Here is a 20,361-nt window from a genome sequence, read left to right as displayed (position 1 = left end):
GATATCCACCTCACAAGGAATATAAACATAGATTAATTCGATAGGAATTATATATATAGGTTCAATTTGAACTTTACCGAAAGTTTGCCATTAAGTAAAATATATAATATTGATTGTCATGATTAAGATTTCTAATACCTTTGCAAGGTGAAATTAATTTATTCTGTCAAGGAGGAAATATGAGTATTATTAGAGATTTGGAAGATCCAAAAGTTAAGTTTAAATTAATAAAAAATGTATCTATCCAAAGACAGGAACTAGAAAAATTAAATCTGAGACAAATTGCAGATCTTCGAATTTATGCGAAAGATAAATACGAGAGAGCTGCCAACTTTTCCACAAAAGCTTCTATTATAACAATAACAATTGTGCCAGCATTTTTATTTTTGAACTCTTACTTTAATTCATATTTTAACTATGGATTAGATTTTATTACTAAAAAGCACAAAACTAACGATTCGAAATTGCAAAATGCTTTCGATGAAATTTCAATAAATATAATGGATACTTATCTGAATATCGCTTTAAGTATATTGTTTTGTGTTTTTATTGTTCTTCTCAGTAGAAGAATTGATGTTTCCAAAACAAATAAACTTTTCAATTTAATTGATGAAATATATGACATGAAATTAAAACGAGAGGAAAAATTTCAAGAGGATTATAAACAAATGCAAAAGAGAAGAGCTATGAATTGGAAGGTAATTTCTTGTGTTCATTATTCTGACCGTTTCGAGATTTTAATGAAATCTCCAAATCGAAAAGAAGCTGAATTTTTTATGTTCTATGAATTAGATCATATTAAAGAGGTTAAAGTAATTTTGGGATTAGTGGAAAAGTGAGTTCACGATCATTATTATAGGCACCACTTTAAACCCCAATCACTTTTTTATGTTCTGATTTAACAAAAGTAGATTCTAAAGAGCTGTCACAGGGTCAAACGATTGAGGTTTGGTTTGATGAGTTACAAGAATCGTTTCCTCCTAAAGCAACGGTCAAAAAATATCACATCATGATGGATAAGTAGGGGAGCAGGGGCAGATTCTTTCTATCAAGAAAAAGGAGAAAAACCCTAAGGTTTTTCTCCTTTCTCAAATTATGCTGTTGGAAGTCCCATCACAGCTTTCACTTCTAAATATTCCTCGATCCCGAAGTCTCCCCATTCTCTTCCAATACCAGATTGCTTAAAGCCGCCAAACGGGGCAAAGTAATCTGTTTCGGCATTGTTGATGGTAATTTGACCGGCACGAATATGTTCAGCTACATATTTTAATGTTTTTTCATCTTTTCCAACCACATAGCCAGCAAGGCCATACACTGTATCATTGGCAATCTCAAGGGCATGATCAAGGTCCTTATATGTGATCACACTCATGACGGGTCCGAATATTTCCTCTTGCGCAATGGTCATATCATTTTTCACATTTGTGAAAATAGTATGCTTGGCGAAATATCCTTTGTCTAGTCCGTCCGGCTTACCAGTTCCCCCAGCAAGCAGGTGAGCACCTTCTTCAATTCCTTTTTCAATATAAGACTGCACGGTATCCCATTGCTTTTTGGAGACAAGCGGACCAGTGGCGTGATCTTCTCGCGGATCACCAACTGTAAACTTCGGCAGAGCATTCAGCAGCGCTTTTTCAAATGCGTCTTTCATTGATTCAGGAATCAGCACACGTGTAGCTGCGGAACACACTTGACCTGTATTCATCGCAATATGATGAACGGCTGTTTCGGCTGCCTCATCCACATCTGCATCATCTAAGACGATAAGAGGGGATTTCCCGCCGAGCTCAAGAGCCACTTTCTTAATATTGTCTGCAGCATTTTCCATTATTTTAGAGCCGACAGCGCCTGATCCTGTAAATGAAACAAAGTCAATATCAGGGTGTGAGCTAATGCCGTCACCAATGACATCACCAGTTCCGTTAACTAGGTTGAAGACGCCTTTCGGTACGCCAGCTTCATCAATGATGTCTGCAAGAATCATTGCGGCAAAAGGTGTAATTTCCGCAGGCTTTAAGACAACTGGTGAGCCTGCTGCAATGGCACCCGCGATTTTAAGTGATGTTTGATTTGTTGGGAAATTCCAAGGTGTAATCAATCCGCTGACACCAATCGCTTCTTTTATAATGGTGTGTCCGCCGCGGTCCTCAGTAAATGTATACGATTTAAGTGCTTCCGCTGCTTTAGAAAAATGTTCATATCCCATTTTGTAATGAACCTCTTCTGATACTTTCAGTGGTGCGCCAAGCTCTTGTGTCATGACTTCTATCAGTTCATCCTTACGCTTTTCGTAACCGCGCACAATGTTTTCCAGCATCTTTACGCGTTCATTTCGAGATGTTTTTGAGAAAGAAGGAAAGGCGGCACGAGCAGCTTTGACTGCCTTATCTAAATCTTCTTTTGTTCCTAAACTAATGGTGCCAATGACTTCCTCTGTAGCAGGATTGATGACTTCCGTCGTTTCGTTTCCTGTTGATGCGATCCATTCTCCGTTAATAAAATGTTTCTCTTGATTTCTCATTCTGACATGTCTCCTTTTTATATGTGATTCCATTCAATATTCTGTTTTCAGGTGATATAAAACTGTACCCACTGTGAAAAATCTAAAACGATGAAACTGCAAAAGAAAAAGTTTCTGATATAATACGCAAAGTGGGACATATGTCCTTTTCAACATCAGGGCATCTATCATTTAATGGAACTAGACTGAAAAAAGAAGGAGCATTTGAACGAATGAAAGGTGTTATTTTCGCTTTATTAGGAGGCGCTTGTATTACACTGCAAGGCGTAGCAAACGCAAGAATCAGCCAGGATATCGGGACATGGCAGGCGGCAACCATCACGCAGCTGACCGGTTTTATTATTGCACTGATCATTTTACTGATCGTACGTGACGGACACTTCAGGGAATATCGAAAGGTGCAGCCGCTTTATTTAGTAGGCGGTGCATTTGCAGCCATTATTATTTTCAATGAAGTCACTGCAATTCAAATGATCGGTGTCACACTGACCATTGCTGCTTTACTCATTGCACAGCTTGCTTTTACCTTTGCAATCGATGCAAAAGGATGGTTTGGTGTACAGAAGAAGAAAATGAAATGGCCGCATTATGCAGGAATTCTATTGATGATCGCAGGCGTCATCATTTTAAAGCTATAAAGGAGGACGTCAGATGGAGGAGCTTCATGATGAATCTCTATTTTCCTCTTATCTCAAGGCACATGAATTAGAAACCGTCTTTCATCAGAAACTCATATCACACGTCAGCTTATGGCGCTATGAGCAAGGTGAGCTGATTTGTTCAAAGGGAGATCAGAGGGAGCACTTGTACTTGTTAGTAAAAGGAAAATTAAAGATTTTCACCACCACAAAAGAAGGGAAGACCTTTATTCTTTGTTTTAAACATCCTCTTGAAGCGATTGGAGATATTGAATACGTTCAGCAGACTGATATGGTCAATACAGTGGAGGCTGTCACAGAAGTACATATGCTAAGGATTTCTCATCAAGCGCTCATGCGCCATGCGAAGGATGACCCCCGCGTGTTAACCTTTTTACTAAAGGGCATCACAAACAAATTTTATACGAAATCAAACGATTTGAGTTTCCACCTTTTATATCCTGTAGAGGTCAGGCTTGCAAGCTACTTATTGTCTGTGTTAACAGGGGATAACAGCGCGAGCGCACTTCGTCTTACTGATGCGGCGAGCTTAATTGGTACAAGCTACCGTCATATTAACCGGGTGATTCAGCAATTTTGTGAAAAAGGGCTGATAGAGAGGCGAAGAGGGAAGATTACGATTCTTGACCGGGAAGGACTCTTAGAAATAGCGGAGCGAAACATTTATGAATAGAAGAAATGAAGGGATTCAGACATGATTATAGGAATAGGATTAGCCATCACGGCTGGCGCACTCGTCAGCTTACAAACCATTTTTAACAGTAAGGTCAATGAGCAGACAGGCTCTTGGTCAACGACCACTCTCGTTCTAGGTATGGGCTTTATTGCTTCACTTTTGATGGGTCTTTTGCTAGAAGGAACCGGCATGTTTCAATTAAGACATATGGAAGCGTGGTACTGGATGAGCGGAGCCATTGGAGTAGGGGTGGTCATCTGCCTCGTTCAAAGTATCAAACGTCTTGGTCCGACTTATGGAATCTCGATTGTCCTGATTTCACAGCTCGGTTCTGCGCTTTTGTTCGATTCGCTTGGCTGGCTTGGGTTAGAGAAAGTGGAATTTTCTCCCGCAAAACTACTAGGTGTCATTGTGATTGTTGCGGGGATCCTAGTGTTTAAATTGACCAAATTGGAGTCAGCAGAAGAAGATCAATCAGAAGAAAAAGGGCTGCCACAAGAGTAAGCTGCCCTTTAGATCAACCGCCGCCATAGAACAGTGATCGCGGATAAACCATTTAAAAGGAGCCTTTTCATCAAAGGCTTTTTTTTCTGCCCATAGGACTGCGCTTTATAGGCTGCTTTGTCCTTCGCGACAAGTATACTATAGGCAATTTTACGTTCTATTGCCTGAGTAAGTGATAGCGCAAAAGGGGCACTATCAATGACCAAAATTGACTCTGTATTTAAAAAACTAGACCTCGCATCTAAATTATATGTGCCAATAATACTTAAATAATCATCAATGACCATTGATTTCGCATGAATGGAATACGGGCCTTCATATTCGTACAAATGAACGCCTGTTTTCATCAGTTCCTTTTTCGTGCTTAAGTAACCTGCAAAAGCTAACGGATTTGGCGTCGCTGTAAGAGAATTCGTAACAACTGTCGTTTGGATCCCGCTGTCTAAGGGAGTGAGGCCGTCTTTCATGGGTCGTGTCGGGATGACATAAGGCGTCTGTATGAGCACAGAACGCTTTGCCCGGTGGGCTAGATCGTTTAGTTTTTTGAGCACAAGAGGACGCTTATTGAAGCGCTCCACAGGATTTGTAAAAAATGCAATCTGCTTTACTGAGGTGCCATCTGCTGCCCAATTAAAGGACGACATCACAAAAGGTTCTTTCGCATGCACTGCCTCCTGAAAGGATCTAAGCAGTTTCTTTCTTAGTTTTAAGCCTTTCTTTGCTTTTTGTTTGGAGAACACAGCCTTTGTTCTTTTCGTAAAGTCATGATTCCATAAATAAACGAAGTATTGCTCCATTTCATCTAATACTTTTCCTTTTTTGTCGTTATAAAGCAGCACATCGCGGTCAAATGCAAAGTCTTTCGGGGGCTGATTTGCAAAGTATTTATCACCGATATTTCTTCCACCCATCACAGCCACTCGGCCATCTGCCAGCAGCAGCTTATCATGAAGGCGGTTATGCCACGTCCATGGCTTAAATAACCGAAAGGGCTCATAAAAACGAATGGCCATGTTCGGGTGATTTGCCACGGCATATCGTAAATGCTTCAGCGGTCCACGCAAACTGTGGCAGATGCCGTCTAAAAGCAGCTGAACTTTCACCCCTCGATCAGCAGCTTCAATTAAAGCACCTAGTACCCATTCGGCTGTTTTTCCCTTTTGAATGGAATAATAACTTAGGCGGATCATCCTCTTTGCCTCACGAATCATTTGGATTCTGGCCTGACCAGACTCAAATCCATCGTCAAGAAGCATCACTTGATTTGTGCCCTGATCGTCTCCTGAGATCGAAGAGGCTTTATAGATACAATGTTCTTTGCATGTTTTTTGGATCGGTAAATAAAACAAAACAAATGCGGTCAAAAAGACATAAACGACATAGAGAAGGATCAGAAAAAACAAAAGATGAAGCATACGGATCAGCTCCTTTCACATAGACACAACTTTTCCTTAGTTTATGTCAAAAATAAAATTTCACTCATTTTCGCCTTTTATCTAAATACATGACAAAAGAATCATCTTGTTTTTATTGGGCATTTAATTATAGTATGAAATGAATAAGGGGGAATCGAATTGAATGAATCATTATTTAACATCCCAAGTGATGTTTATCAAACGTTAAGTGAAACAGAACGATATTTACTCAATTATATTCACCAGCATTTAGAGGATATCTCCACCTTATCCATTGTCACTTTAAGCGAAAGAGCCAATGTATCAACGGCCACGATTGTCAGACTGATGAAAAAAATTGGCTATAACGGCTATACATCCTTTAAATATCGATTGAAACAAGAAAAGAAAATGACAGATGCAAGCGACCAGCTCAAAAATATTGATGAAGACATCAAACTAGCAATTCGGAAAAATGAAGAAGAGGTTTTAAAAACGATACAGCTGCAAAGTATTGGACAAATTGAAGATGCCGTTCAAAAAATACATAATGCAGACAAAATTTATATTTTCGGCAGGGGCTTCTCAGAGATGATCGCCAAAGAGATGACCATCAAATTACAGCTCATCGGGAAAACATGTGAAGTACACGACGATCCGAATATCATTCGGCTGAAATCGCGAGACATTGATAAAAGTGAGCTTGCCATCTTTGTTTCATTAAATGGCGAAACAGCTGAGCTTGTTGAAGCATGTCAAAACCTCAGCATGAAGCAAGTCACAACTATTACGCTTACGACAAGAATAGATTCTACATTAAGCAAAATATCAGATATGACACTAGTCGGATATAAAGGGGAACAATCTTTCTTCCCAGATTATGAAGTGAGATCCCGCCTGTCTCTTCATGTCATTGCCCGCATTTTACTTGACGCCTATGTGATCCGAATGAAATAACCAATAAGAAAGCCTTCGAGACTTTGATCTGGAAGGCTTTTTCTCATGAAAACCTTTACACATTCTGAAAACATTTTCACTGAATCGTATGAGATACTTTCTTTAGAGAAAAGAAAGAAGGTGAAACCAATTGATTTATACCTGCACCTTAAATCCTGCTATTGACCTATATATTGCATTAAAAGAAATGCGGGCAAATGCAGTCAACCGGACGGAAGATGAAGATTATCAGCCGAATGGAAAAGGCGTGAACGTGTCAATTATGCTAAAGAAATATGGCTTCACCAGCACTGCATTAGGATTTATCGCTGGGTTTTCAGGCTCTTATATTGAACAATCTTTAAAGGATCTCTCCATTCAGACCGAATTTATCTCGGTTGAAGGAATCACACGAATTAATGTTTTTATCAATACGACAGAAGAATACAAGCTCGTGAATCAGGGCCCTACGATTGAAGAAAATGCGCTTCACGCCTTTCGTGAGAAAATTGCGGCTATCCCGCAAGGAGGCATCCTCATCATGTCAGGCAGTCTGCCAAAAGGCGTTCCTGCCAGCATTTTTTCAGAAGTAGCAGCTATTTGCCATCAACAGAAGGTCAAGTTCATTTTAGACACAAGCTCAGCAGCAGTTCTTGAGACGCTTCAATACAAGCCGTATTTACTAAAACCGAATGAAGAAGAAATTGCTGCTTTTTTCGGCAAAACACATCCTTTGTCAGAAATAGAACTCATTCAATCAGGAGAGAAACTCATTGAGATGGGTGCAGAACAAGTGCTTATTTCCCGAGGCGAGGAAGGGGCTTTATTCATTACGAAGGACGCAGTGTTTAAAGGAAACGCACCAACAGGCACTGTCGTAAACACAGCTTGTTCTGGAGATGCGATGCTCGCAGCTTTTCTTAGTAAACATCTTGAAGGACATTCACCTGAAGAATGCTTACGCTACGGCATTGCAACGGGAGCATCCACTGCGTTTTCAAAAGGCTTAAGTGATTTACATGATATTGATTCATTGATTGAGCAAGTACACATTCAGAAGATCTAAGGGGGAATAACACATGAGCCGTAAAAAAATTGTCGCTGCAACCGGCTGTCCAACAGGCATTGCACACACATTCATGGCAGCTGAAGCATTAAAAATCGCTGCTGAGCAGCTAGGGGTCGACATTAAAGTCGAAACGCATGGTCAAGTAGGAATTGAAAACGCTTTAACTGATCAAGACATTATGGAAGCAGATGGGGTCATCGTGGCAGCCGACAAAGATGTGCATACAGATCGTTTTCACGGCAAACCACTCATTGAAGTGCCTGTAGCCAAAGGCATTCGCACACCTACTGAGCTGATTCAGAGCATTATAAGTGGAGATGCTCCCGTTCATCAAGTGAAAGGAAGAGCTTCTGGAACAGAGAAACCATCTGCTCCTTCATCCTCTCAACAAAAGTCGGCAAATAAATGGATACACACCATTTATAAGCACTTAATGAACGGTGTATCACACATGCTGCCATTTGTCGTTGGAGGCGGTGTTTTAATTGCCCTTTCTTTCTTATTTGGTATCTACTCTGCTGATCCTAAGCACGAAACGTATCATCCGTTTGCTGCCTATTTGAAAAGCATTGGCGGACTTGGCTTCAGCTTAATGGTACCAATTTTAGCAGCATTTATCGCTGATTCGATCGCTAGACGCCCAGGGATGGTCGTCGGATTTATAGGGGGTCTCCTTGCAAATGATGGAGGTGCTGGATTCTTAGGCGGTATTATTGCAGGTTTTGCAGCAGGATATATCATTTTATTGCTTCAATTCTTGCTTCAAAAATTACCAGCATCACTTGATGGATTAAAATCGATCTTCATCTATCCTGTCATCGGTATTTTCTTAATCGGGGCTGTCATGACCCCGCTGTTAGTTCCAATCACAGGGCTAAATAATTCCTTAATGGATTTTCTCTCATCTGTACAATCCACAAACCCTCTGCTTTTAGGCTTAATTGTTGGAGCGATGTGTGGATTTGATATGGGAGGACCTTTTAACAAAGCAGCCTATGTCACAGGAACGGCTTTACTTGCAGAAGGTAACCTTTACTTCATGGCAGGTGTGTCAGCAGCATGTATCACACCACCGCTTATCATTGCGATTGCTACAACGATTTTCCGAAAACATTTCACGCCACAAGAACGAAATGCAGGGGCAATCAACTATATTCTAGGAGCGACACATATTACAGAAGGAGCCATCCCATTTGCGGCCAAAAACCCGGTCGTTGTCCTGCCAATTATCATGTTTGGCTCGGCTATCTCTGCTATATTGACGTATCTCTTTGGCGTACAGGTTCCAGCTCCGCATGGCGGGTTCCTTGTTCTTCCGGTCGTCACAGGTGCATTCCAATGGGTGCTTTCCATACTAATCGGATCACTCGTAGGTGCGATTCTCTACGGACTTTACCGTAAAAAAATAGACAAACCAGCAGTTTAAAAGGGAGGAAGAGAAATGATGGAACATATCTATATGAATCTTCACGAAACAGCTTCTTCACAGGCTGGCGTGTTCGCAGCCATTGCAGACATTGCCTATAAAGCAGGTATTTGCACCTCACCAGAGGATGTCAAAAAAGGCTTAGCGGAAAGGGAAGCACTTAGTACAACCGGATTTCAAGATGGATTTGCCATTCCGCATACACAAACAGAAGCCATCACGAAACCAGCACTTGTGATCGTCCGCACGGAAACAGGAATTGAATGGGACGCTTTTGATGGGAAGCCTTGCTTTTTCTTCTTATCCTTACTGATCCCTAAAAGTGAAGCAGGGACGACTCATTTAAAAGCACTTTCAGCCCTTTCACGAGGCTTAATGGATGAAACGAAACGTCAAAAACTGCTGGAAACAAGAACAAATGAAGACATGCTTGCTGTATTAGAAACGGATATTTTAACTAGAGAGGATGTTTGATCATGCCTTTACTTTCAACAACACCAATGCTTGAGGCTGCGAAAAAAGAAAAATACGGAATTGTGGCATTCAATGTACACTCCTTTGACAGTATCTATTGGGTGCTCGAAACTGCTGCAGAATTAAAGTCACCTGTGATTTTGCAAACAACGGTTGGAACGGTTCAATCTCTTGGAGCAAAAGCGATTGCAGATACAGTGAAGGCGGCGGCTGATCAATATCAAATCCCAATCGGTCTTCACCTGGATCACTGCACAGACTTTGATGTGATTCTCACCTGTATCAGAGCTGGATATACATCCGTTATGATCGATGCATCTATGCACTCATATGAAGAAAATGTACGCCGCACAAAAGAAGTCGTAGATCTTGCCTTAAAAGTCGGTGTAAATGTCGAAGCAGAGCTAGGCAAGGTAGGCGGCGTAGAAGATGATATCGTCGTCGACGAAAAGGATGCTGAAAAAGCCGTTCCATCAGAATGCCGCCAATTTGTAGAAGAAACTGGGGTGCCTACTTTAGCGCCTGCGATTGGTACTGCCCATGGCATTTATAAAGGGGTGCCGGATATTGACTTTGCCCGCATTGAACAAATTGCAGCGCTGGTCGATGTACCACTTGTCCTGCACGGTGGTTCCGCTGTACCAGATGAGGATGTCAAGCGATGCGTTGCACTTGGTATGGCAAAGGTGAATGTCTCAACTGAACTGAAAAATGCATATTCCGAGGCGATACGTGATCATTTCTCAAACGAACCTGAAAGCTTAGATCCGCGTATGTATTTACAAAAAGCAAAACAAGCAGCAAAAGACATGGTCCAATCGAAAATACGAATCGTTGGCAGTGAGGGCAAAGCCCATCCGTTATATCAATAAGAAAAAAAGCAGAGCTGCTATCGCTCTGCTTTTTCCCTTTATTCGTTTTCCTTCATTTCATTAGATGTGCGTACCCGTGCATTTCCCATAAATACGACCGTAATCGCCGCAAGTGCAATCGGGAATAATGCAAGCAAAAATACGTACGTAATACTTTGTGACATCGCATCGATGACTTTATTTAAAATATCAGTCGGAATTTGTGAGCGGGCACCTTCTTGGAAAATAGCCTGTGGATCGCCTACTTGAGAAGGGGCTCCTTTCATTCCGCTAAAGGCATCAGCTAAACGATTTGTCAGCACATTGGTTTGAATCGTCCCGAAAATCGTTACACCGAGCGTCATTCCAAGTGATCTCATAAATGAATTGGTCGAGTTTGCACTGCCTCGGTAGCGCGGCTCAAGATCATTCATTGAAGCTGACGGCAGAAGGGAGAAGCTGAACCCGACGCCAAAGCCTGATATCATCATAAAGAGTGTGAGCCACAGTCTTGCTGTATCTGGTGACATATTGGCAAGCAGCAGCATCCCAGCGAAAAATGAAATGACAGAAATAGTCATAAGACGTCTGAAAGGCACTTTCGTCTGCATCGTTCCGCCAATCATACTGCCAATGACTGATCCAATCATCATCGGTGTTAAAATGAACCCTGCACTTGTTGCAGATTCACCGTACACAGCCTGCACGAAAATAGGAATAAAGACAGCAAGAATAATAAATGTCCCGCCATATAAAAACGCCAAAATTTGAGATGTTGCAAATAATCGATTTTTAAACATCCAAAATGAGATAATCGGTTCCTCAGCCTTGCGCTCAACAATAAAGAAGATCGTACCGAACACAAGAAACACAGCAAAAAGTGTGAGGATTTGCACCGAATCCCAAGCATAAGATTTACCGCCAAGCTCAAGCGCGAACATTAAGCTGACAACCGCAACGACAAGTGTAATAGCACCTGACCAGTCGATTTTCTGCTTACGATGTTCAAGCGATTCCTGATAGTATCTGGCGATCAAGAAGACACTGACAATACCAATTGGCACATTAATATAGAAAACCCAATGCCAGCCGATCGAATCCGTAATAATAGCACCTAAAAGCGGTCCGAGTACACTTGATAAACCAAAGACTGCTCCAAACATACCAGACATTTTTCCGCGCTTTTCAGGCGGGAAGATGTCAAAGATAATCGTAAATGCGATCGGAAGAAGTGCACCGCCCCCAAGCCCTTGAATGGCTCGGTAAATAATGAGCTGATCCATCGTTTGCGCGATACCGCACAGCGCTGATCCAATTAAAAAGAAAATAAGTCCAAACAGAAAAAAACGCTTTCGACCATACATATCAGAAAGCTTTCCGTAAATCGGCATTCCCGCCATCACTGCCACCATATAAGAAGCCGTCACCCAAGCAAATTTATCAAAACTGCCTAAATCTGCTACGATGCTCCCCATTGCTGTTGCAACAATGGTATTGTCCATCGCTGCCATAAAAATCCCTAACAGCAAACCGATGACAACAAAGCGAGTGGATGCCTTGCCTTTATCCACATGATTCATTTCATTTACCTCCTGCTTACGTTCTCTCATTATTTTTGCTATGATCAACTTAACCATAAAGTAAGAGAACATTTATCTTGATGATCAAGATAAATTGATTTTAAAGGGAGGAGAACAAGTTGTCAATAAAGAACGAGGCTGAAGACAGAGCAGCCCAGATCATCCATACAATGAGGCGCCTCGCCACACGAACCGTCTTGTTCCACCAAGCGGCCGCTCAATCGCTCGGCCTTTTTCCAACAGATCTCAAATCCGCCGATCTATTAAACGAACTCGGTCCTCTCACAGCAGGAGAATTAAGTGAAAAAACAGGTCTTAGCTCAGGTGCGGTCACAGCTCTTATTGACCGCCTTGTCAAAGCGGGCTACGCCAAAAGAGAAAAGGACCCAAAAGACAAACGAAGAGTCATCATTGTCCCACTAACAGCAGGAAAATCACAAGTGAAAGAACTTTTCCAATCCTTATCAGCATCAACTAAACAGCTTACAAACGAATACAAACCAGAAGAATTAGATTTAATTATTCAATTTATAACTGAAGCAGCAGATATCATGGAGCAAGAGCTGCAATTGCTGAAGTCTAAATCGTAAAAAGTACACTGATGCGGGTGTGCTTTTTCTAAGTGCATTCCTAATTCATGTAGGGATTGCCTCGACTAGTGACATCTTCCTTACCATGGAAGTGCTCTATAACAATTTTATAATGAAGTAGCTTAAAAAAATATTTATTTAAAAGATGTTCTAAATATCGCATCATAATTATTACTGACAAAAGTGGAGCTAAAGTATTCTATTGAAACATTGTCCACTTATATAATAAGTACTGTTTTTTGTATCAATATTCCTATTTAATGACAAAATTTTTATTGGTAAAATTGACCTTGTCAATGAATAGGAAGGAGTGAATTCTTCTGGGTAAGATACTTGATGCTAAAGCACTAACCAGTGCCATGGACACAAGGGCAAAACACTATCAGGAACTCCGCGAACAAATGGTAGATTTAAAAAAGTCATTACAAGGTGTGGCCAATCTCGGTGATGATTTCACTGGGAAAGGTGCCGATAACATTAAAAGTTTCTATAAAGAGCTCGCTGGAAATGTAGACATGTTTATCAGCTTCATTGATAAACAAAAAGCCTTTCATGAAGGTGTTTCTGGGACACTGGATGATACGAGCTTTGGCGGCGATACCTTTATAGAGGATCACTTTTTAGACAACGCAGTACATATGGGCATCAAAAACGCCAAAAGCATTGTAAAGGATCAAAAAAAGGCACTCAAAACGATTTTTCAAGACATTGATGACCTCATTTCCCTAGAGGTATTTGATAGCCAAACCTTTGATGAAAAAATAGAAGATGCGGAAGATGATCGAAAAAAGACGGTCAAAGAACTGAGAGAGCTTGATCAAAATTTAAAAGATGAATATGCTTTGTCAGAGACGGAGCAGCAAGCTACAATGGCATTGTACGCTGAAATGATGAATGCGACAAATGACGGAAAAGCGATTTCGCCTATGAATTTTGATAAGAAAGCGTATCAAAATAGCGAAATCTACAAGGCAAAGAGCGATATTGAGAAGCAAACTGCTGAATATCTGGAAATCAAAAAAGAACAAGAAGAAGCCCGCAAGATCGCAAAGGAACAAGAAGCCCTCGCCAACCGCCCTTGGTATGAAAAAGCCCTCGATTATGGTGGAAACATCGTGAATGAACTGACCGGCGTGAACGATGCAAAACGTGCCGCAACGGGCGTTGATCCAATCACAGGCGAGGAACTCACCGCAGGTCAGCGAGTCGCGGCAGGCGGCATGGCAGCCGCAGGCTACATCCCAATCGTCGGCTGGGCAGGCCGCATTTTCAAAGGCGGAAAAGCTGTCTATAAAACGACCCAAGTCACATCAGCCGCGGTCAGGGCAGTCGACATTTACAAGACATCACAAAAATCCTTTGACGCCCTGAAAACATCGCAAAAAGGCTTATATGGTCTCACCGCCACCAACGGTTTCAGCGAAGCGATCACAGGCCGAGACATGTTTGGAAATAAGATCTCGAAAGAACAGCAGGAAGCGAGTATGAACGCGGCGCTTGGAATGCTTTTGCCGTTTGGGGTGAAAGGGTTTCATGGGAAGATGGGGATTAGGGGTATAGATGATGCTTCTTTAACCAACAAAAGTAATTTATATAGAGGGGATAGTTTACTACACTCTCCAACTAGACCAAATGGAATTGGTAAACCTCATATATCAAGTTCAGGTGATTTAGTACCAGCTAGTAAAGAAGGTTTATATAAAGGACGAGAAGTGACTGTTACAGAGCATATACTTGGAGGTTATAGAAAAGGAGCTAAATCTAATAGCCCTTATACTAGTTTTACAAATAACAAAAATGTTATTGGAAATTATGGAGAAAATGCAATTGAACTAAACATATCAGCTTTAAGGAAAGATATACAGTCTGGAAAGCTAAAAGGTGTTGTTATACTTTCTCCAAAACAAATTCAAAAGTTGATTGAAAGAGATGTTACTTGTTCTGATTTTTGGAAGAAAAGAGCGATTAATTGGACTAAAAGGGATAATGAGTATTTGATTAAAGGGGAAGTTCCAAGCCAATATATTAAGGTTTCACCTAAGGAGTGAGAATTGTGAAATTATACTTTCTAAACGAGTTTTTAGGAGATATACGCGATATTAATGTTGATGGTATGTGGGTTAATGGTGAGATTATCCCTTCAAATAATATAGACAAATTTAATGATTTTTTCGCAGCACTTGTTGATGAAGAAAATGATTTTGTAGAAACAAATTTTAATGAAGAATGGTTAGAGGATAACAATTGGTACATTATTGATGATGAAAATAAAAGAAGGGGGATATATATACCTGCAGTTTATCCTGATAGGGAAATTAGCTGGCGGTGGAGATGATTTACAGAATTTATAGATTATATAAAACCTTGATGGGCTAATGCTTCAAGGTTTTTGGTGTTTATTGGACTCTGGACTCCTATCCGAGAAAAAACCGACCAAAAGGAGAATGGGGATCTTTTTTCCTGTGTGGGTCATCGTATGATAGAGACAAGCAAAACTAGGCACTCACAGCTTTTATGGTGAGTGTTTTTTTGAATGAGGGATACTTCACATCATTTTCTTTGAATATAGGTCTGAAAAAAGTATAGATGTTAAACAGTGCAATAGCCAAGCCATTTTAACGGCGAACTTCTTCATAAGAAAATAAAGTTGGTACAATAAACAGAAAAACATCCTCTAATAATGCATAGAGAATGCTGCTCTGTTTAGAAGGAGGAAATAATTTTAATTTATTTGTTTCATCAGATTCACAAATTCGAGTTCAATATTCCCCTTTAATTTTAAAAAATGACCCACGAATCGTTCCAGCTAGTTTAGACTTCTGCCTAGCAAATTTAAATTTCCCTTCTAATTCCTTTGGTACTTCCATCCCTTCAGAAAGCTTAAAACCAACAGCACGTTTTTTCGGGTCATCGACTGTATACAGGACGTTAATTGCAAGACCATCCTCATAAAAGACGTAGGTCCATTTGATATTTTCCACTTGAAAACTTGCCGTTTCTAAAGGTTTGGCTGCAAACTCTAGTTCACGTTCTTCTTTTAACACTCGGTTCACATAATCAAGGGTCTCCTGACTTTCGCTAGCAGGTAATACTGTAAATTCATGCTTATATTTGTTCATAAAGTAACGAGCCTCATTCGCTCGTAAGCCAGCAAGTGCTTCTGCTACAGGTGAAGATTCTAAACCAATCGTAGACACATTTTTAAAATCAACGATATAGGCCATTTCTATCCCTCCAAATCCTTCTTATTTTCGTACAACAGGAATCCACATCTCACCGAGTAATAAGTCGTTTCGCTGACCCATCTCTACCACTGCGTTTGGTCCACCAACATAGGCGAAATTCTTTGCTTCAGGCAAGACTTGACCAAATGCAATACCAGTAAGCGTTTGATGCAATTCATCAGCGGTTTTAGCTTCCCCTTTAACGATTAGATATTCCCCTTTAGGAAATTGAATCACTCTGTCTGCTTCTGGTAACGATTCCTCTGTCATCACCCCGACATAATGCATCAGCTTGTTATTTACCGCTTCGTTTACGATAAAAATATAGTCATTTGTGGCAATGGCTTTTAATGTGTCAAGCTTTCCTTCTTGATTGACTGCTTGCCAAAAGTCTGCTTTTTCCTTCGTTATGCCCGCATAGTCTGTGTAATGACTCTTAAGTTCAGTTCCAATACCTAACACGTGAAAGCTGTCTTTTTCTTCTAGTATATAATCTGTCATATTCTACACATCCTTTTGAAAAATTGATCAAATGTTTTTTCTTTTCACTTGATAAATATATAATAGGCTTAAACCATGTCAAAAAATGATACTGTTTAGGGGGGCCAGATGAAAAAAGTTGAACGGATTAATACCATCATGCGGTATATCAACAACCGCGCCAACTTTACAATTTCTGAAATCATGAGAGAATTTAATATCTCTCGTTCGACAGCAATTAGAGACATCAGAGAAATTGAAGCTATGGGGATGCCGCTTGTCGCAGAAGTCGGAAGGGACGGGGGGTATTTTGTGATGAACAATTCCGTCCTGCCAACTGTTCGTTTTACCGATAATGAGATTAAAGCTCTTTTTATTGCCTTTATGGCCACAAGAAACCAACAACTCCCTTATTTAAAGAGTCGCCAGTCTTTAGCTGAAAAATTACTAGGACTCATCTCAGAAACCCAGCAAGATGACCTTGTTCTGTTAAATCGCCTCTTGCTATTTGAAGGGACTAATCCGAATAATCCTGATCTGCTTGATTTGACAGATCTCCCTCATCCCATGTTAGAAAAATTAATCCAACTGCTTATTTTGGATCGATATTTACTGATTACCATAAGAGAGGAGAAAGTGATAAATTCCTATCCTATTTACCTCTTGAACCTTTATCGTGAAAAAAGCCTGTGGCTGATCGAAGGCTTTGATTTAAAGGAGGAGAAGAAACGGATTTTGCCTGTCGACCATCTCACAGATGTAGAACCATGCTCTACAAATATTCGATTAAGCAGGAAAAAGATTTTAGAAAAACTAAGTAAACAGGAGGAAGTAATTAACCTTGTCCTTGAACTTGGTCCAAAGGCAATTGCACAGTTCAAAAAATACCATCCTTTCAAAATGTCAATTTCTTATACGAATCCTTACCAAACTACAGCCATTTTAAAGACTTTTATCGATGTTAATCATTCAGAAGAAATAACCGAAATAACAAATTGGCTATTTTTCCTAGGCGATGATATCAAGGTCAGGGAAATGCCTGTAGAAATCTTGGAAGGTTTACAAGAGAGACTCCTCCTATATTGTCCATAATCAATGCTGGTTAGACCTCACAGCGATTCCTATGAATTTTGACAAGAAGGTAGTGAAATAAATACATTTAGATAAAGGGGTTTATTTTATTGAATTCTTATGATGAAGATCTAATAAAGGATTTGGAATTAAAAGACCTACTTAAATATGTCAAAGTACATGAAAATCCATAAATTTATTTAGATTTAATAGAACAAAAATTTGATTTTGCTGGTTCGAAAATAAATTGGTTACAAACCAATAAACACCATAGTAAGAGCTCAAATAATGAATCGTTACTTTCTGATGCTCTTCTATTTATAACTGAATTAAAAGAAAAATATTTAGCTAATGACTTACAAGTAATTTACATAGGGGATAACCTTACAGAGTTTGGGTACCAGTTTGAATTAAAACATTTAAAAGAGTTACTAGTCTATTTTTTAGATATCCCACAGCATCACTACTTTATATCATTAGAAGGGGATTGGTGTATCTGTCTTTCATTTGAAAACTATTTGGATTTCGGATTTAGTTTAAACAACAAATAATTTTGATCGTCACGTATAGGAAAAATAAAAAATGATAAGAAGTGAAAAAACCTTGAATGGCTTTATACCAATCAAGGTTTTTTGCTTTTATTGCTCCTTAAACACGTAAAAAAGACAAAAGACTCTTTGTATATAAGCCTTATAGTGTGTTTTTCTTATGAAAAGAGCACACAATCGCTGCACAGCACGTGCTGAAGACATTTGGGCTTCTTTGATGCATGTGAGTTGATTAAACTTATAACCTAAGGGAAGAAGGGAGGAATTCCAACTGTACTTAACCAAAAGGGGCACGACGTTACTATCTATGCTGCTTCATACGACATCTTTTCTATCAATAGAAGATTTACAGAATCGAATGAATGTCTCGACTCGAACCGTTTACGCTGAAATCAAACGAATGAACAGCTGGCTGGAAACTCATCAGCTTAGTGGTGTGCAGCGAAAAGGCCAACTTGGCTATTATTTAAACCCTCATGAAAAAGAAGTCATTATTCAAAAAGCTGATACCATTCTTATTGGTCACGATTATGAACCATGTGTAAAGGAACGAAGGGCCATTTTGCTTTTATCCATTGCATGCAGCGAGCATTGCCTAAGAATTGATGATTTTATGAAGATGACAAAGGTGAGCCGAAATACATTGCTCGAGGATATGAAACAGCTAAAAGAAGCGCTTTCAAAGCAGGAGATCACACTCCGCTATCAATCAGCAAGCGGCTATGTCATATCAGGAGACGAAAGGGCCATTCGATTGGCACTCAAACCTTATATACATTTCATTCGCACCATGATAAAAAACGAAAAAACGTTTCCGTCGTTTTGGTTAAAGGGACCTATTTCATCCAAACGGGTACACCATCTCCTCCAGCAGTCAGAACAAGAACTTAAGCTTGAATTTGCAGATGAGATGCTGGAACAGCTCTCTTTGGATCTCTTTTTCTACTTCAAGCGGATGAAGCTGGGGCATGCTGTACACATTTCAAACGAAGAAAAGCGAACATTGCAGGAAACAGAGGAATGCTTGGCTGCTATTCGTTTCATGGCGCAGATTCAAAAAGAGGCCAGTCTCATTGTTCATGATGATGAGATCTATTTTCTTAGCACCTTATGGCTCAGTGCCAAAAAACAAAAACTTCCATCAATTAAAAAACCAGAAGAACATCTCATTCGCACGATCGCCAGACAAATGATATTTGACTTTCAGAGATATGCTTGTATTTCCTTTCAAGAACCAAAAGCATTGGAGCAAAACTTGACAATGCATTTAATTCCAGCTTATTACAGGCTCATCTATCACATTGGTATCATCAATGAATTGACGGATTCTATAAAAAAGGCACAGCCAGAAGTGTTTGAAATCACTCAAAAAGTTGCTTGTCATTTAGAAAAGGTGGCCTGTTCAAAGTTGAGTGACCATGAAATTGCATATCTCGCCATGCATTTTGGCAGCTGGATGAGAAGAGAAGGAATTTCATCCATTGTCAGGCGTTCTGTATACATTGTCTGCGGAGAAGGAATCGGCACAAGTAACATGCTGAAAACTCAGCTTCTCGAATTAATTGGCTACATTGAAGTACGCGGACTGTTATCAAAGCGTGCATATGAAGAATTAACAGCCGTTGATGCAGATTTCGTTGTGTCCACAACACCTATTTCGTTTAAAGGAAAACCAGTTCATCTCGTTCATCCTATTTTAACTGCCTATGAGAAAAAAACATTACTTCAATACGGGAAAGGCTCAGAAACGAAGATTGAAGAGAAGCATGTAAACGCTTTATTTAACATCATTCAGCAGCATACCATCGTACAAAATAAACAAGCACTGCTTCATGATATTAGGGAGCTGCTTTATCCCACATATGTATCCTATCAGAAAGGGTGGAATCCAGTGTTAAATGATTTATTAACAGAACAAACCATCAAGCTCCACCAAACAGCAGACACATGGCAAGAGGCGATTACAAAAGCGGCGCAGCCTTTACTTGATCAACATGCTATTAAACCAAGTTATGTAGAAGCCATGATACAGTCTGTTCTTCAAAATGGTCCTTATATTGTCATTGCACCACAAGTGGCCATTCCACATGCAAGGCCCGAGGACGGCGTGAACAAATTGAGCATGACACTCATGTCATTCAAACAGCCCATTTCGTTTTCAAAGGATGGAAAAAAGCAGGTGCGGCTCGTCATAGTGCTAGCGGCTATTGACAGCATGAGCCACCTGAAAGCACTCAAACAGCTGACCATGCTGTTAAGTGAAGAGAAACGGACGAAACAATTGATTGAAGCAGAAGATTTAGCATCGGTTCAAAAACTAATCGATCAATTTTCACAAGTATAAAGGAGGAGTAAGAA

General features: G+C 40.1%; 19 protein-coding genes. 14 read left to right on the top strand and 5 right to left on the bottom strand.

Annotated elements, in window-relative coordinates:
- The first annotated feature begins 179 nt into the window (after positions 1-179).
- Positions 180-839 carry a hypothetical protein gene (locus tag NSU13_RS09280; protein ID WP_046311337.1) on the top strand — a complete coding sequence of 220 codons (660 nt, stop codon included), beginning with the start codon at positions 180-182 and terminating at the stop codon, positions 837-839.
- A gap of 254 nt (positions 840-1,093) precedes the next feature.
- On the opposite strand, the gene NSU13_RS09275 is transcribed toward NSU13_RS09280, so the two are convergent.
- Positions 1,094-2,521: an aldehyde dehydrogenase family protein gene (locus NSU13_RS09275; RefSeq protein WP_111927467.1), complete on the bottom strand. Its 1,428-nt coding sequence runs from the start codon at positions 2,519-2,521 to the stop codon at positions 1,094-1,096.
- 212 nt (positions 2,522-2,733) lie between these two features.
- Here NSU13_RS09275 and NSU13_RS09270 point away from each other — a divergent pair, with 212 nt between their 5' ends.
- Genes NSU13_RS09270 through NSU13_RS09260 form a run of 3 tightly spaced genes read left to right on the top strand, consistent with a single transcriptional unit; the run spans position 2,734 to position 4,360 of the window.
- Positions 2,734-3,159 (top strand): DMT family transporter, encoded by a 426-nt coding sequence (locus tag NSU13_RS09270; protein ID WP_041109341.1) that lies wholly within the window; start codon positions 2,734-2,736, stop codon positions 3,157-3,159.
- A 13-nt stretch (positions 3,160-3,172) separates the two neighbouring features.
- Complete coding sequence (locus tag NSU13_RS09265) at positions 3,173-3,853, top strand: cyclic nucleotide-binding domain-containing protein (protein WP_041117620.1); 681 nt, start codon at positions 3,173-3,175, stop codon at positions 3,851-3,853.
- Positions 3,854-3,874: 21 nt separating this feature from the next.
- Positions 3,875-4,360: a DMT family transporter gene (locus tag NSU13_RS09260; protein ID WP_034284003.1), complete on the top strand. Its 486-nt coding sequence runs from the start codon at positions 3,875-3,877 to the stop codon at positions 4,358-4,360.
- Between the two features lie 8 nt (positions 4,361-4,368).
- Here the strand turns inward: NSU13_RS09260 and NSU13_RS09255 are convergent, their stop codons facing one another.
- Positions 4,369-5,775 (bottom strand): phospholipase D family protein, encoded by a 1,407-nt coding sequence (locus NSU13_RS09255; RefSeq protein WP_342490019.1) that lies wholly within the window; start codon positions 5,773-5,775, stop codon positions 4,369-4,371.
- Between the two features lie 159 nt (positions 5,776-5,934).
- Here NSU13_RS09255 and NSU13_RS09250 point away from each other — a divergent pair, with 159 nt between their 5' ends.
- The 5 genes from NSU13_RS09250 (at position 5,935) to NSU13_RS09230 (ending at position 10,531) form a co-directional block, all read left to right on the top strand.
- Complete coding sequence (locus tag NSU13_RS09250) at positions 5,935-6,711, top strand: MurR/RpiR family transcriptional regulator (RefSeq protein WP_034284000.1); 777 nt, start codon at positions 5,935-5,937, stop codon at positions 6,709-6,711.
- Positions 6,712-6,841: 130 nt separating this feature from the next.
- Complete coding sequence (pfkB, locus tag NSU13_RS09245; protein WP_342490018.1) at positions 6,842-7,756, top strand: 1-phosphofructokinase; 915 nt, start codon at positions 6,842-6,844, stop codon at positions 7,754-7,756.
- Positions 7,757-7,769: 13 nt separating this feature from the next.
- Entirely contained in the window at positions 7,770-9,185 is a 1,416-nt protein-coding gene (locus NSU13_RS09240; protein WP_326483874.1) for a PTS fructose transporter subunit IIBC, read from the top strand.
- Positions 9,186-9,200: 15 nt separating this feature from the next.
- Complete coding sequence (locus tag NSU13_RS09235) at positions 9,201-9,659, top strand: fructose PTS transporter subunit IIA (RefSeq protein WP_024427781.1); 459 nt, start codon at positions 9,201-9,203, stop codon at positions 9,657-9,659.
- A gap of 2 nt (positions 9,660-9,661) precedes the next feature.
- Positions 9,662-10,531 (top strand): class II fructose-bisphosphate aldolase, encoded by an 870-nt coding sequence (locus NSU13_RS09230; RefSeq protein WP_065214439.1) that lies wholly within the window; start codon positions 9,662-9,664, stop codon positions 10,529-10,531.
- A 38-nt stretch (positions 10,532-10,569) separates the two neighbouring features.
- On the opposite strand, the gene NSU13_RS09225 is transcribed toward NSU13_RS09230, so the two are convergent.
- On the bottom strand, positions 10,570-12,090 hold the full coding sequence (locus tag NSU13_RS09225) for an MDR family MFS transporter (RefSeq protein ID WP_342490017.1): 1,521 nt from the start codon (positions 12,088-12,090) through the stop codon (positions 10,570-10,572).
- A 170-nt stretch (positions 12,091-12,260) separates the two neighbouring features.
- On the opposite strand from NSU13_RS09225, the gene NSU13_RS09220 reads away from it, so the two are divergent.
- The 3 genes from NSU13_RS09220 (at position 12,261) to NSU13_RS09210 (ending at position 15,015) form a co-directional block, all read left to right on the top strand.
- Positions 12,261-12,680: a MarR family transcriptional regulator gene (locus tag NSU13_RS09220; RefSeq protein WP_342490032.1), complete on the top strand. Its 420-nt coding sequence runs from the start codon at positions 12,261-12,263 to the stop codon at positions 12,678-12,680.
- Positions 12,681-13,000: 320 nt separating this feature from the next.
- Entirely contained in the window at positions 13,001-14,728 is a 1,728-nt protein-coding gene (locus NSU13_RS09215) for a T7SS effector LXG polymorphic toxin (protein WP_342490031.1), read from the top strand.
- A gap of 5 nt (positions 14,729-14,733) precedes the next feature.
- On the top strand, positions 14,734-15,015 hold the full coding sequence (locus NSU13_RS09210) for a hypothetical protein (RefSeq protein WP_101677119.1): 282 nt from the start codon (positions 14,734-14,736) through the stop codon (positions 15,013-15,015).
- A gap of 424 nt (positions 15,016-15,439) precedes the next feature.
- Here NSU13_RS09210 and NSU13_RS09205 read toward each other — a convergent pair whose 3' ends face one another.
- Both NSU13_RS09205 and NSU13_RS09200 read right to left on the bottom strand, forming a co-directional pair.
- The gene (locus NSU13_RS09205; RefSeq protein WP_268429545.1) at positions 15,440-15,904 is read right to left on the bottom strand and encodes a phage tail protein; all 465 of its coding nucleotides are present in this window, start codon (positions 15,902-15,904) and stop codon (positions 15,440-15,442) included.
- Positions 15,905-15,925: 21 nt separating this feature from the next.
- Positions 15,926-16,405 carry a GyrI-like domain-containing protein gene (locus NSU13_RS09200; protein ID WP_342490016.1) on the bottom strand — a complete coding sequence of 160 codons (480 nt, stop codon included), beginning with the start codon at positions 16,403-16,405 and terminating at the stop codon, positions 15,926-15,928.
- 108 nt (positions 16,406-16,513) lie between these two features.
- On the opposite strand from NSU13_RS09200, the gene NSU13_RS09195 reads away from it, so the two are divergent.
- The gene (locus NSU13_RS09195) at positions 16,514-17,476 is read left to right on the top strand and encodes an HTH domain-containing protein (RefSeq protein WP_342490015.1); all 963 of its coding nucleotides are present in this window, start codon (positions 16,514-16,516) and stop codon (positions 17,474-17,476) included.
- A 798-nt stretch (positions 17,477-18,274) separates the two neighbouring features.
- A complete protein-coding gene (locus NSU13_RS09190) occupies positions 18,275-20,347 on the top strand; it encodes a BglG family transcription antiterminator (protein WP_342490030.1) in 2,073 nt (690 codons plus the stop codon).
- The last annotated feature ends 14 nt before the right edge of the window (positions 20,348-20,361 follow it).

The organism is Bacillus sp. FSL M8-0049 (genome assembly GCF_038593355.1).
GTDB lineage: Bacteria > Bacillota > Bacilli > Bacillales > Bacillaceae > Bacillus > Bacillus safensis.
This window is presented reverse-complemented; position numbering and strand designations above follow the sequence as displayed.